Consider the following 13,210-nt stretch of genomic DNA (forward strand, 5'->3'; position numbering starts at 1 on the left):
ATGCTGTCTTTTATTGATTTAGTTAAATTTGTTATTCTTTACTATCAAAATAAAAAGCTACCGTCTCATAGGGTTCCATTACAAATGGTGAGATTAATGTTTTATTTTTTTTATTTCCTATTAGATAACTATTTTGTCGATTCAAGAATTCTTTAGGAATCTCAACGCTAACTGGCTCATCATAAAAATGATTTAAAACTAATAATTGTTGCCCGTTGTATTCTCTAACATAAGCATAAACACTTGAATGTTCTAATAAGATACCACGATAATTTCCTTCCGAAATAACTTTCATTTCCTTACGTAATTGAATTAACTTTTTATAATACGACAGAATTTCACCTGTTGCTTGTTCTTTTTCTACATTGATCTGTAAATAATTATCTGCTACTTTTAACCATGGTTCACCGGTTGTAAAACCAGCATTGGGTTCATCTGACCATTGCATGGGCGTTCGACTATTGTCTCTAGACTTCTCTTTGATAATAGCCATCGTCTCTTTTAGCGAAAACCCATTCCCAATTAATTCAGCATAAGCATTGTGTGTTTCAACATCAACATAATCATCTAAATCTGAAAACCCAGGATTTGTCATCCCTATTTCCTCTCCTTGATAGATATAAGGCGTCCCTCTCAACAGGTGCATCGTTTGAGCCTGTAGTGTTGCTGACGCATAAAAATGGCGTTCAGGATCCCCAAAACGACTAATCGCACGAGGTTGATCATGGTTATTCCAAAACAATGCATTCCATCCGTTTTTTTCTGTCATACCTGTTTGCCAATCGTTTAATAATTGCTTTAACTCCATAAAGTCAAAAGGCATTAAACTCCATTTTTCGCTATCTAAATAATCTACTTTTAAATGGTGAAAACTGAATAGCATAGATAATTCTTCATTTTTAGGGTTTGAATAAGCTGCTCCATTTTCTATAGTAGTAGAAGACATCTCACCAACTGTCATTATATTTTCTTTTCTACCAAACGTTTCTTTATTTAACTCGTGAATATAGTCATGTGCTATTGGTTTATCTGTATAAAGAGATTTACCTACACCATCTATCGCATCAATTAATACTTCATCTTTTCCGATAACATTGATGACATCAAATCTAAAACCCGTTACCCCTTTATTTAGCCAAAAGTTAACAACTTTAAACATTTCTTTCCTAACTTCAGGATTACGCCAATTTAAATCTGCTTGCGAAACATCATATAGATGTAAATACTCTTTTCCAGTACTTCCAAATGGTTCCCAAGCTGGTCCACCAAATTTAGATACCCAATTAGTAGGATGACTACCATCTGATTTAGGTTCACGTAAGATGTAGTAATCTTGATACTTTTTTTCTCCTGCTAGTGCTTTTTGAAACCATTCATGATCAATAGAAGTATGATTTAAAACCATATCTAGCATAATTTCCATTTGATTTTTTTTTGCTTCTTCTACGAGTATTTCGAAGTCTTCCATCGTTCCAAATAAAGGATCAATCTCAGTATAATTGGAAATATCGTAGCCATTATCTTTTTGAGGTGATGAAAAAAATGGATTAATCCAAAGCATATCCACTCCTAAGCTAGCTAGGTAAGGAATTTTCTCAATAATCCCTTTTAAGTCCCCAATTCCATCTCCATTCGAGTCTTTAAAAGATTTTGGGTAGATTTGATAGACGACTTTTTCATGAAACGCAGTCAATTTTATTCCTACTTTCTACTAATTTATTTGCCTAATTCTGGTTCAGCAACTACTGTTTGCTCTGTTTGCTCTGTTTGCTCTGTTTGATCTGATTTATTAAAGATGTTGTACTTACGGAAGACAATCGTCAATACAAATGGTACGACAATTGCGATAGCCATGCAAATGATGAATATAAACCAATATTCGTTTTGAATAGACAGAAGACCTGGTAGTCCTCCAACTCCAATTGAGTTAGCTGTAACGTTAAATAATGTTGAAACCATTCCAGCGATACCAGAACCAATCATCGCTGCTACAAAAGGATAAATGTATTTAATATTAATCCCAAACATTGCTGGTTCTGTTACACCTAAATAGCAAGAAATAGCAGCTGGAATAGAAATTTGTTCTTCTTTTTTATCTCCACGATGTAAGAAAATAATCGCTAATACTGCAGAACCTTGTGCGATATTTGATAAAGCTATCATCGGCCAAAGATTCGTTCCACCAAAGTCAGCAACTAGCTGTAAATCAATGGCATTTGTCATATGATGCAATCCTGTAATAACTAAAGGTGAGTATAAGAAACCAAATAATGCACCGAACAACCAGTTTACAGAACTACCTAAACCAGTGTAAACCAATGTTGAAATCCAACCTCCAATAACCCATCCAATCGGTCCTAAAACAGTATGAGCAATCAATACTGTTGGAACTAAAGCAAAGAATGGAACAAATATCATGGATATTGCTTGTGGTACAATTTTTCTTAATCCCAATTCCAAGTAAGCTAATAAGAACCCTGCAAGCATAGCTGGGAGAACTTGAGCTTGGTACCCAATCATATCAATTTGGAAAAAACCAAAATCCCAAAACGGTATATCTGCTGCTGCAGTTCCAGCTACTCCATAAGCATTTAATAGCTGTGGTGATACTAGCGTGATACCTAAAACGATTCCTAAAATTTGTGTCGTACCCATTTTTTTTGCAATACTCCATGTAATTCCTACTGGTAAGAAGTGGAAAATGGCTTCGCCAATTAACCATAAGAAACTATTTACACCGTTCCAAAATTGGCTAACATCGACAATCCGGTTATAAATCGGATCTCCTGCTTCAGTAAATTGTTTCATCCCATCTACCACTAGTTGGCCCAGTGACTCCATCTGGATTTCTCCTAAAATATTTCTGAACCCTAAAATTAAACCACCAACAATAATTGCGGGAATAATAGGCGTGAATATCTCTGCTAAAACAGACATCGCTCGCTGAATGGGATTTTGATTTTGCTTACTAGCCGCTTTCACTTCATCTTTCGATACGCCTTCTTTTCCAGAAATTTTTGCAAATTGATTATAAAAAGTAGCAACATCATTTCCAATAATCACTTGATACTGACCTGCTTGAGTAAATGTGCCTTTAACTGCAGGAATATCCTCTATTTTTTTGTTATCTGCTTTTGCTGGATCCTTCAATACAAAACGCATCCGAGTAGCACAGTGACTGACTGCTGAAATATTTTCTGAACCACCGATAAATTCTAATAATTGCTTAACATCTTGACCATAATCTGCCATTCTTTTTCTCCTCCTTTTAGACGAACAATTCCTTAACTTGTATATACAAGTTGAATATACCTTATTTAAAAATAATATGCAAGCGTTTACCTTAGCTGGAAATGTTTTTTTTAGAAATAGTGTTGAACTTTTTTTAAGCTCCAATTTGTATAAGAATGGAGATTAAAATAAACAAAACGAACATTACGTTTGATTCGAAACAATTTCGTTCGTTTTCCTCTTGAAAAATCATTTAATTTATCTTATACTCCTTAAGTGGTTATATATTAACAATAAAAACAAAAAGATATGTATTGTTCGCATTTCCAACAATCTTAAAAGGAGGATTTATACGTGACAGCGAAAAAAGTTCCATACATCATTGTTGCACCCGGATTAATTTTATTAATTGTATTTTTAGTATTGCCCCTATTCTCTATTGTTTGGCCTACTTTTTACGATGGAGCATTTACCATTGCATCCTATCAAGCTTTTTTTTCAGATTCATATAATATAGGTATTTTATGGCGTACAATCCGAATTTCCTTACTAGTAACACTATTCAGTATTTTTCTAGGATTGCCTACTGCTTACTTTATTGCTAGAAGTGACCGTAAATATCGAAGTTTAATGATGGGCCTAGTCCTCTTTCCTTTATTAACAAATTCAATTGTGCGTAGTTTTGCTTGGATAAACATTTTAGGAACAAACGGTATTATTAATCGATTCTTGCTAACGATTGGTTTGGTTGAAGAACCTGTAAGGATGTTATATACCGATTTTGCAATCACGATTGGTTCTCTCTATTTGTTTCTCCCTTTAATGGTTACAACATTAGTAGGAACTATCGAAAATATTGATACTGAAATTATGGAAGCCGCTGAGACTTTAGGCGCAAGTCCATTAAGAGCCTTTATAAAAGTTATTTTTCCACTTAGCATTCCTGGAGTAATTGTCGGCAGTATTCTTGTTTTCACTGGCACCTTGACTGCTTATACTACTCCGCAACTTTTAGGAGGCAACCAGAATATGATGATGGCTACGTTCCTTTATCAAAATGCAATGACATTAGGAAACTGGAATAATGCAGGCGTTATCGCATTAATTATGATTGTCACAACATTATTTGTAATGACAGTATTTAACTGGTTAGCAGCTCAAGTTGATCGAAGAGGAGGAGATATCCATGCGTAAACAAAAGAAACTTTTCTTTTTTGTGTTTTTAGTCTTTCTTTTCTTATTTTTACCTTTATTGATTGTTGTCATTACTTCCTTTGGTGAAAATCCGAGTATCCAATTTCCTATCAAGGGTTTTACATTTCAATGGTATGCGAACGTCTTTAAGGTAGCAGGCTTTTTAAGTAGTTTTTGGTTGAGTTTAAAAATTTCATTACTCGCCACTCTACTCGCTTTAATTATTGGGATTCCAGCTGCTTATGCACTTTCTCGTCATGATTTCTTTGGTCGTAAAGGGTTGAAAAGCTTTTTTCTTTCTCCAACCATCATTCCAGGAGTTGTTGTTGGATTCTCCCTTTTTCAATTTATTGTCATTCGCTTGCAGCTACCTATTTTTCAAGGGTTACTGTTAGGTCACTTCATCATCAGTTTGCCTTATATTATTCGAGTTGTAGGCGGAAGTTTAGAACAATTAGATTTTTCTATCGAAGAGGCTGCTTGGACATTGGGAAGCACACGCCTATCTGCTTTTTTCAAAGTAATTTTACCTAATATTTCTTCAGGAATTTTTGCTTCATTTATGTTAGCTTTTATTAATTCCTTTAATAATATTCCCGTCTCACAATTTCTAACCGGTCCAGGAATCATAACTCTGCCAACTAATTTAATTAGTTACATTGAATATAACTATGACCCTACCGTTTCAGCTTTATCAGTAATGCTGATGATTACGACAATCGGTATGATGGTCTTAATTGAAAAAACATTAGGACTTGCTTCTATTTCTTAATTATCCTTAAACAAAATATACTGCTACATAGCTATTAAAAAGGAGGACGCCATCCCATGGCATTTGTAAGTTTAGATAATATCCGTGTTAGTTATGACGGAAAGACAGATGTTTTAAAAGATTTGCAACTATCTATCCAAAAAGGAGAGCTAGTTTCTCTTTTAGGACCATCTGGGTGTGGGAAAACCACCACACTTCGAACAATCGCAGGACTGATAGAACCAAATGACGGAACTTTTATCGTTGACAAAAATGATTTAACTAAAGTGCCTGTTCACAAACGGAACTTCGGAATGGTCTTCCAGTCCTATGCTCTTTTTCCTCATTTAACTATTCGTGAAAATGTAGAATTTGGATTGAAACTTCGGAAAGAAAGTAAGTCTAGCATGAAAGAAAAAGTTGATCGGATGTTGGAGGTTACTGGTCTAAATGAATTTTCTAAACGTTACCCAAAGCAATTATCTGGAGGCCAAAGACAACGTGTTGCTTTGGCACGAGCTTTAGTAATAGAGCCTAAGTTATTATTATTGGATGAACCGCTTAGTAATTTAGACGCAAAACTACGTGTCACTATGCGAATTGAAATTAAACGAATCCAACGAAAACTAGGTATCACTACTGTATTTGTAACTCATGATCAAGAAGAATGCTTCTCTATTTCAGATAAAGTTGCCGTTATGAATAAAGGAATTATCGAGCAATTTGATACTCCTGAAGAAATTTATCAGAATCCAAAAACAGAATTCGTAGCACGGTTCATTGGTTTTGAGAATTTTATTAACTTAGCGAAGGAAACAGATTATTGTTATATAGCAGAAGATGGCACTCTCTTTAAGACAACTCAGACAGTAGATCACTCTGATATAAAAGGCACTATTCGTCCTGATGATATCAAGATTCTTCCAGCTGGTACACCAACAGAAAATACAATCGTTGGAACCGTACTTATCCGCACTTTCTTAGGAAAGAGTTATCAATACGAAATAAGAACTGATTTAGGAAACTTACTTGTCAATGATGAAAATACCAATACCTATGAGACCGGAAGTAAAGTTAACCTATTCTTAACCCCTGAAAAAATAATTCTTGTTTAAATAATTTTTTTAACAGTATAAATAAAAAAGGAGATGTTTATATCATGAAAAATTGGAAAATGACTACTTTATCACTTGCGGTACTAACGTTGCTGACAGCGTGTGGAAATACAGATTCAGATAAAGCAGGAGTAGATGAGGAATTAGTTGTTTCTACTTTTGCCTTAAGTGAAGATGTTATTGATCGGGATATTTTTCAACCCTTTAAAAAAGATAAGGGAATTGAATTAGTTTATGAAGTGGGAAATTCGAGTGAACGTTTTACAAAACTACAAAATAATCCAAACTCTACTATTGATGTTATAGAACTATCTCAAGCTAATGCAGCTACTGGTATGGAGGAAGGTTTATTTGAACCATTAGATAAAACTAAAATTACGAATCTTGCTAACCTAGTAGATGGAGCCAAAGATGCCGTTGAGACTTCTGGAGCGCCTTATACAATGAACAGCATCGGAATTATCTACAATAAAGAAGCTGCCGGCATGGAAATCAATGAATGGTCTGATTTGTGGGATCCTTCTTTAGCTGGAAAAATTTCTATTCCTGATATCACGACTACATTTGGTCCTGCAATGCTTCATGTGGCTAGTGACTTTAAAGGCGTAGATATCACTAGTGATAACGGTGAAGCAGCTTTCGAAGCTTTAACTGAGTTAAAACCAAACATTACCAAAACGTATACAAAATCTTCTGATTTAGCTAATTTATTCCAGTCTGGTGAGATTGTTGCTGCTGTTGTAGGTGATTTTGCATATCCTATTATTTCTGAAGCAAATCCTGATGTAGCGTATTTGGTACCTGAATCTGGCACCTACGCAAACTTTAACACGTTAAATGTCGTTGCGAACTCTAAAAATAAAAAATTAGCTTATGAATTCATCAACTGGAAACTTAGCCAAGAACTCCAAACCACAACTGCTAAATCTCTAAATGAAGCACCCACTAACAAAGATGTAGAACTAAACGATGAAGTAGCAGCTAATAAGACATACGGCGGTATAGCCAAACGTGCTAAAGCCATTGACTACACATTTGTAAATAGTCATTTAGAAAAATGGATCACTACATGGAACAAAACCTTAAATCAATAAACTGCTTTCGCTGTCTCTAAACAGCTCTTGCCGGGACAACTGTTCCGGCTTTTATTTTAAACTTAATTATGAAGGGAGAACAGTATGCAAATCGACTTACTAATAGAAGAAGCTTTTGTATTCAACGTTTTTATAAAAACTTTTGAAAAGAAAAATATTGCCATAGCTAATGAGAAATTTTATTTTATCAGTGAGGAAAATTTACGTTATCTTCAATCCAAGAAAAAATTAAATGCGCAAGGAAAATATATTATTCCAGGCTTCATTGATATCCATATGCATATTGAAAGCTCCATGATTCCACCGTCTATTTTTTCAGGAGTCGCTCTTTCTTATGGAGTCACTACGGTTGTGGCTGATTCTCACGAAATTGCTAACGTCTTCGGTCTACCCGGAATGGAAGCCTTCATGCAAGAAACAACAGATTTAGATATCTTTTATGCCATCCCTTCTTCTGTTCCTTCTACCACCCCTAAACTTGAAACAACAGGTGGTTTTATTGGTGTGAATGAGATTAACTCCCTTTTAAATCATCCAAGAGTCATTGCTCTAGGCGAGGCGATGAACTTTAAAGGTATTACCGACGAACTAGATTCTCTAATCAGAAAAATTTTAAAAGAAGTTCAAGAAAAGAAACCGCTGATGCCTTTGGAAGGGCATATTCCACGTGTATCAGGAGAAATTTTGGCAAAATTCATGTATGCCGGACTTACAGCTGATCATACTCAACAGACACCTGAATCAATTTTAGAAAAAATAACTAAAGGGATCTTTTTAGAATTACAAAAAAAATCTATTACTCCAGAGAACATTCAAATTGTAGTTGATCATAATCTTTACGAGCATGTTGCTATCATTACCGATGATATTATGGCTGATGATTTACTGGCGGGGCATTTGGACAATAATATACGTCTTGCTGTTGAATGCGGTATGCCTGTTGAAGAAGCTATTTACATTTCAACCTACACTCCAGCTCGTCGAATGGGGTTCCAAGACCGAGGAGCAATCGCTTCGGGTTTCCTAGCTGATTTTATAATTATGGATAATTTAGAAAAAATAACCATTGAAAGTGTCTATAAAAAAGGAAAGTGTGTTCATCAAAAAGACACTAACATAACTTATCCTCCTACTAAACCAAGTTTCCCTGCCTATTTTTATGATAGCATTCAATGTAAACCTCTAGCGGAAGCAGATTTGCATATTTCAGTGGAAGGAAATCTTGATTCTGTTATTTGCAACGTTATCCAAATTCAAGAAATTGGCACTTTCACTGAGCACGTTCAACGAGAAGTTCCAGTTAAAAATGGACGATTAGATTGGGAAAATAGCAATCTTTCTTTAATTCTTGTTATGGAGCGCTATGGAAAGAACGGGAATATCGGTTATGGACTAGTGGAACACGCTTTAAAAGAGAAAGGGGCCGTCGCGACAACGTGGGCCCATGATCATCATAATTTAATGATAATGGGTACATCTACTGAGGACATACTCCTTGCACAACACAAGGTATTGGATTTAAATGGCGGCTATGTCGTTAGCAAAAGGGGAAGGCTTTCTGCAAGTTGTCCTTTACCGATTGGTGGCATTCTAAGTGATGAAACCATTTATACATTAGGCAATCAACTAAAGGAAGTAAGGCAAGCTATGATTGATTTAGGTTATAAAAATACCAATGAAATCATGTCTTTTTCCACCCTTTCTTTACCCGTTTCTCCTAAGTTGAAAATAACTGATTTCGGAATGATGGATGTACACACACATGCCCACGTGCCGCTAATAGAGGTGAATCAATGAGAACTTTGATTACTCATGTACATGTGCTAACAATGGACGATAACTTTAACGAATACTCTTCTGGTTACATCCTTCTTGAAGATAATGTTATTCTGAAAGTAGGTCCGATGTCTGAAGTCCCTGATCTGTCTGGAATCTATACGATAGATGGCAAAGGAGCTATCGCCATGCCAGGAATGGTAAACACCCATACTCATATTGGAATGATCCCTTTCCGTTCATTAGGCGATGACACCCCTGATCGACTAACTCGCTTCTTGTTCCCACTAGAAAATACCTGTATGACAAAAGAACTAGCCTATCATAGCGGAAAATACGCAATTGCTGAAATGCAGTTAGCTGGCGTTACAACGTTTTTAGATATGTATTATTATGAAGATGAGTTAGCACGCGCATCCGATGAAATGGGTGCACGAGCTATTTTGGGAGAAACTATTATCGAGAAGGCGTGTGATGTTTCAGAACCTTATGGTGGATTGCTTTATTCAGAGAAGTTCATCTCTAAATGGATTAATCACGACCTTATCACTCCTGCTATTGCACCTCATGCACCTTACACTAATACAGATGAATCTTTAAAAGAAGCATCCCGTATCGCTCGTAAATACAATGTACCTCTTTCAATCCATGTAAGCGAAATGGAATTTGAAATGCGTAAATATGCCGAAGAGCTTGGTAAAACACCCGTTGCATATTTATCCGATTTGGGAATTCTAGATAAAAAAGTTATTCTAGCTCACGGTATTTTTTTAACCGACGACGATATTAAACTTCTTAAAAAAAATGATGTGGCAATTGCTCATTGCATCGGTGCTAACACAAAATCTGCAAAAGGTGTTGCTCCTGTCCAAAAAATGTTACAAGCTGGTTTACGAGTTAGCCTTGGGACAGATGGACCTAGTAGCGGGAACACGTTAGATTTATTTATTCAAATGAGACTCTTTGCTAATTTTCATAAACTAACTTTAAAGGACCGTTCCGCTTTTCCAGCTCGAGATATTGTCCAGATAGCTACAATTGGAGGTGCTAATGCTTTAGGGATGGCTAAAGAAATTGGATCCTTAGAAAAAGGTAAAAAGGCTGATCTAATTTTAGTAGAAACCCATTCTGTCAATATGTTCCCCATCTTTGATCCTTATTCTGTACTTGTATACTCGGCTAATTCTAGTAATGTACAAGATGTCATGATCAACGGAAAATGGGTCGTACGTAATAAAAAGCTCATTCAGCATGATTTAAATAAATTGCAAGACAATCTTTCAGAGCAAATGAGTGATTTCCGGAAATCTGCCTTCAAAATGGATGGAAAAAATAACTAGAACGTTTTACTAAAATTATCTGACGGACAATAAAAAAAGCATCTTGAGTACAATGTACTTAAGATGCTTTTTTTCTCAGCTTGCTTATTTACTTTACAGGTTCAATTACTAAGTAACGATGAGGCTCGTTACCTTCAGAATGGGTTGTAACAAGCTTGTTTTTACTTAAATAAAAATGAATCTGTTTTCTTTCAAAAGCAGGCATTGGTTCTAAAAAGACAGGTAAATTAGTACGCACAACTTTTTCAGCCGTTCGCTCAGCTATATTTTTCAAACTTGCTTCACGACGTTCACGGTAATCACCAACATTTACTATTACAGTAAATTTAGTTTTTGCATGTTGATACAACAGGACTTGCGCAAGTGATTGCAAAGCATTTAGAATTCTACCATGTTTACCGATAATCAAACCAGCATTTTCGGTATGGATATGAAAAATTACTTGTCTTTCAGATAAACTAACCTTTGTCGTTACAGTAGTTTCAATCCCCATTTTACTAGAAACATCAACCAAGTAATCAGAAACCAATTGCAACGCTTTATCATCATCTTTGATAATTTCCTCTTCATCAACTTCACTTGCAACAACCAAGTCTTCGATCTTTTGATTTTGTATTGTTGTATTCTCAGTAAATAGTGAAGCATGATCTTGAATAGATGGCTTTGGTTCTTTGTTAGCTTTTTCTTTATCAATCAAGCTTTTTTCTACTATTACTACAGCATCCTTTTTCCCAAAACCAAAGATACCTTTCTTTCCTTCAGTAACAATTTCAATAGAAGCATTTTCCTTATTGATACCCAAAATTCCTAATCCCTTTTGAATAGCTTCCGCCACTGTTGCTGCTTGAGCTGTGTACTTCTCCATCCGCTTATCCTCCGTTCTATCTGCTTTTAAACGATAGTAAAGATTATTTCTTTTTCTTTTTCCTCTTCGGATTTAATGCTTTATCTAATGTGCGTTGACGTTCGCGTTCAACTTGAAGTTTTTCTTCTCGCTCTTTTATAATTTTAAATGGATTATTTAAAGCTAGTGTTTGTAAGACAGAAAATGCATTTCCCACTACCCAATACAAAGATAAAGCACTTGGCAAAGTAATACCCATAAATAAAATTAATGCGGGCATCATGTACATCATTGACGAAGTTGCAGGGTTGGATTCTGCTTGACTCATAGTCGATAATTTAGTTGTTGCATACGTTAAAATAGCAGCTACAACAGGCAGTACAAACATTGGATCTGGTTTTCCTAGATTCATCCATAAGAAATTCCCAGTACTCAGTGCTTCAGTCCGACTGATAGCCTGATATAACCCCATTAAAACTGGCATCTGAATTACTAAAGGTAGACACCCTGCTACTGGATTTACTCCTGCTTCAGAATATAGTTTAGACGTTTCTTCTTTTAACTTACCCTGTGTTTCAGCATCTTTAGAAGCATACTTAGCTTGTAGCGCTTTTAACTGAGGTTGTATTTCACTCATTTTACGAGTGCTTTTTGTTTGTCCGTGCATCAAAGGCAATAAAATAATTCTAATCAGCAAAGTAAAGACAATAATTCCTAGTCCATAACTTCCACTAAATAAATCCGATAACCAAATGATAACACGAGAAAAGTTTAGCACAACATATTTATCCCAGAACCCTGTACTATCTGCAGTAATAGGCTCCGTACCACAACCTACTAATACAACAGCTAACAGCACTGTCCCAAGCAAAAGAAGTAATCGCTTACGGTTTTTCATAGTTTTCCCTCCACATTCTGTAAATAAAAAAATAAGCTAATCTAACATCTTAGCCAATTTCAAAACGTGAATTAAACTTTTTTTAGTTTCTTTTACTGACATATCTGCCGCTGGTTTACGGGCGATAACAATAAAATCTTTCTCCGTTTTTAATTTGGGCTTTAATTCTGTTAAGCTTTGTCGTATTTTTCTTTTAACATTATTCCTTACAACAGCGTTACCAATTTTTTTCCCAACAGATAATCCTACTCGAAAATGAGGCTGCTCTTTTTTATCTAGTATATATAGAACAAACTGTCGATTGGCTGTAGATTTTCCGTGATGAAAGACTTTTTGAAAGTCTGATTCTTTTTTGACACGATAGGCTTTTCTCATTCAAATAACCTCTCATCTCTTTTTTCTTAAAATACTTTTTTTATACTCAATAAAAAAAGAAAAAAAAGACCACTGAGACGTTCAGTGATCTATGCAGACAATGATTTTCTGCCTTTACGGCGTCTACTTTGTAATACATTACGTCCATTTTTTGTACTCATACGTTTACGGAAGCCATGTAATTTTTGACGTTTACGTTTTTTAGGTTGGTAAGTTCTTTTCATTCGTAATACACCTCCTACGATAACTATCTCTCATTAATTTTTTTATCAGTATAAGACAGTTTTAATTTATGACAACGAAATAAAAATAGTCCCATCAAAATTAAGAACACCTTATTTTCAATCATTCACTTCAACATGATAGCACAAATAAAAAAAATAAGAAACCTTCTTTTCATATTTTCATTGAATTTGTTTCATAAACCTTCCAAATTCAGTTTATTATCCCTTCTAATTTTTATTTTCTAAAATTAACTAGTTTTATTTTTTCTATCTAATAGCAATAAATAAAATTAACTTTAATGCCCTCACCATCATTTATAAAGAGTAAAATTAATTCTAAAAAACGACTATAACTAAAAACTTATAGT

At 35.0% G+C, this 13,210-nt stretch carries 12 protein-coding genes; 6 read left to right on the forward strand and 6 right to left on the reverse strand.

The annotated features are described in order from the left end of the window. Positions 1 to 31: 31 nt before the first annotated feature. Positions 32 to 1,693: an alpha,alpha-phosphotrehalase gene (gene treC / locus WBF61_RS06725; protein ID WP_424255048.1), complete on the reverse strand. Its 1,662-nt coding sequence runs from the start codon at positions 1,691 to 1,693 to the stop codon at positions 32 to 34. 23 nt (positions 1,694 to 1,716) lie between these two features. Then, entirely contained in the window at positions 1,717 to 3,252 is a 1,536-nt protein-coding gene (gene treP / locus WBF61_RS06730; protein WP_424255049.1) for a PTS system trehalose-specific EIIBC component, read from the reverse strand. Positions 3,253 to 3,585: 333 nt separating this feature from the next. Here treP and WBF61_RS06735 point away from each other — a divergent pair, with 333 nt between their 5' ends. The 6 genes from WBF61_RS06735 (at position 3,586) to WBF61_RS06760 (ending at position 10,501) form a co-directional block, all read left to right on the forward strand. After that, positions 3,586 to 4,425, forward strand: a complete 840-nt coding sequence (locus WBF61_RS06735; protein ID WP_424255051.1) for an ABC transporter permease — start codon at positions 3,586 to 3,588, stop codon at positions 4,423 to 4,425. After that, entirely contained in the window at positions 4,418 to 5,197 is a 780-nt protein-coding gene (locus tag WBF61_RS06740; protein WP_424255053.1) for an ABC transporter permease, read from the forward strand. Before WBF61_RS06735 ends, WBF61_RS06740 begins: the two co-directional genes overlap by 8 nt. Positions 5,198 to 5,253: 56 nt before the next feature. Continuing rightward, complete coding sequence (locus tag WBF61_RS06745; RefSeq protein WP_424255055.1) at positions 5,254 to 6,291, forward strand: ABC transporter ATP-binding protein; 1,038 nt, start codon at positions 5,254 to 5,256, stop codon at positions 6,289 to 6,291. Between the two features lie 44 nt (positions 6,292 to 6,335). Beyond that, on the forward strand, positions 6,336 to 7,385 hold the full coding sequence (locus WBF61_RS06750; protein WP_424255056.1) for an ABC transporter substrate-binding protein: 1,050 nt from the start codon (positions 6,336 to 6,338) through the stop codon (positions 7,383 to 7,385). A gap of 84 nt (positions 7,386 to 7,469) precedes the next feature. Further along, complete coding sequence (locus WBF61_RS06755; protein ID WP_424255058.1) at positions 7,470 to 9,182, forward strand: adenine deaminase C-terminal domain-containing protein; 1,713 nt, start codon at positions 7,470 to 7,472, stop codon at positions 9,180 to 9,182. Further along, on the forward strand, positions 9,179 to 10,501 hold the full coding sequence (locus WBF61_RS06760; protein WP_424255059.1) for an amidohydrolase: 1,323 nt from the start codon (positions 9,179 to 9,181) through the stop codon (positions 10,499 to 10,501). The genes WBF61_RS06755 and WBF61_RS06760 overlap by 4 nt, the downstream gene beginning before the upstream one ends. Positions 10,502 to 10,589: 88 nt before the next feature. Here WBF61_RS06760 and jag read toward each other — a convergent pair whose 3' ends face one another. From jag to rpmH, 4 genes are all read right to left on the reverse strand, one after another. Then, positions 10,590 to 11,366 (reverse strand): RNA-binding cell elongation regulator Jag/EloR, encoded by a 777-nt coding sequence (gene jag / locus WBF61_RS06765; protein WP_424255061.1) that lies wholly within the window; start codon positions 11,364 to 11,366, stop codon positions 10,590 to 10,592. Positions 11,367 to 11,409: 43 nt separating this feature from the next. Next, positions 11,410 to 12,243: a membrane protein insertase YidC gene (gene yidC / locus WBF61_RS06770; RefSeq protein ID WP_424255063.1), complete on the reverse strand. Its 834-nt coding sequence runs from the start codon at positions 12,241 to 12,243 to the stop codon at positions 11,410 to 11,412. Positions 12,244 to 12,279: 36 nt separating this feature from the next. Then, positions 12,280 to 12,618 carry a ribonuclease P protein component gene (rnpA, locus tag WBF61_RS06775; RefSeq protein ID WP_424255065.1) on the reverse strand — a complete coding sequence of 113 codons (339 nt, stop codon included), beginning with the start codon at positions 12,616 to 12,618 and terminating at the stop codon, positions 12,280 to 12,282. 89 nt (positions 12,619 to 12,707) lie between these two features. Continuing rightward, positions 12,708 to 12,842, reverse strand: coding sequence for a 50S ribosomal protein L34 (gene rpmH, locus WBF61_RS06780; RefSeq protein ID WP_034551597.1), 135 nt, complete (start codon positions 12,840 to 12,842; stop codon positions 12,708 to 12,710). Between the last annotated feature and the right edge of the window lie 368 nt (positions 12,843 to 13,210).

It is taken from the genome of Carnobacterium sp., assembly GCF_049673005.1.
Classification (GTDB): domain Bacteria; phylum Bacillota; class Bacilli; order Lactobacillales; family Carnobacteriaceae; genus Carnobacterium_A.

What these genes read in the sequence shown, in the direction of transcription:
- treP (WP_424255049.1), bottom strand. Translation starts at nt 3,252, where the DNA reads ATGGCAGATTATGGTCAAGATGTTAAGCAATTATTAGAATTTATCGGT.
- WBF61_RS06740 (WP_424255053.1), top strand. Translation starts at nt 4,418, where the DNA reads ATGCGTAAACAAAAGAAACTTTTCTTTTTTGTGTTTTTAGTCTTTCTT.
- WBF61_RS06745 (WP_424255055.1), top strand. Translation starts at nt 5,254, where the DNA reads ATGGCATTTGTAAGTTTAGATAATATCCGTGTTAGTTATGACGGAAAG.
- WBF61_RS06750 (WP_424255056.1), top strand. Translation starts at nt 6,336, where the DNA reads ATGAAAAATTGGAAAATGACTACTTTATCACTTGCGGTACTAACGTTG.
- WBF61_RS06755 (WP_424255058.1), top strand. Translation starts at nt 7,470, where the DNA reads ATGCAAATCGACTTACTAATAGAAGAAGCTTTTGTATTCAACGTTTTT.
- WBF61_RS06760 (WP_424255059.1), top strand. Translation starts at nt 9,179, where the DNA reads ATGAGAACTTTGATTACTCATGTACATGTGCTAACAATGGACGATAAC.
- jag (WP_424255061.1), bottom strand. Translation starts at nt 11,366, where the DNA reads ATGGAGAAGTACACAGCTCAAGCAGCAACAGTGGCGGAAGCTATTCAA.
- yidC (WP_424255063.1), bottom strand. Translation starts at nt 12,243, where the DNA reads ATGAAAAACCGTAAGCGATTACTTCTTTTGCTTGGGACAGTGCTGTTA.
- rnpA (WP_424255065.1), bottom strand. Translation starts at nt 12,618, where the DNA reads ATGAGAAAAGCCTATCGTGTCAAAAAAGAATCAGACTTTCAAAAAGTC.
- rpmH (WP_034551597.1), bottom strand. Translation starts at nt 12,842, where the DNA reads ATGAAAAGAACTTACCAACCTAAAAAACGTAAACGTCAAAAATTACAT.